The organism is Streptomyces sp. DT224, assembly GCF_049844595.1.
Classification (GTDB): Bacteria; Actinomycetota; Actinomycetes; order Streptomycetales; family Streptomycetaceae; genus Streptomyces.
Map to the genome: position 1 here is coordinate 1 of NZ_JBNCLI010000066.1, position 260 is coordinate 260.

The window sequence follows — 260 nt, forward strand, 5'->3', positions numbered from 1 at the left end:
GAAGCCCGGTAACGGGTGGAGCTGACTGGTACTAATAGGCCGAGGGCTTGTCCTCAGTTGCTCGCGTCCACTGTGTTGTTCCCAGGCCACGAACGGTCGTGCTGGTTGAACAACGTCGCTCATAAATTGAAAAGTGTGCTTGTTCGCTAAGTGCCGATACTCCGCCTTCGAGCGGAGTGGCCGATAGTGTTTCGGTGGTCATTGCGTTAGGGAAACGCCCGGTTACATTCCGAACCCGGAAGCTAAGCCTTTCAGCGCCG

General features: G+C 56.2%; 1 rRNA gene. It reads left to right on the top strand.

Annotation, left to right across the window (positions count from 1 at the left end):
• Positions 1 to 190: 190 nt before the first annotated feature.
• Positions 191 to 260: ribosomal RNA gene (rrf, locus tag ACLQ2N_RS36060) — 5S ribosomal RNA — on the top strand; the annotation flags it as partial.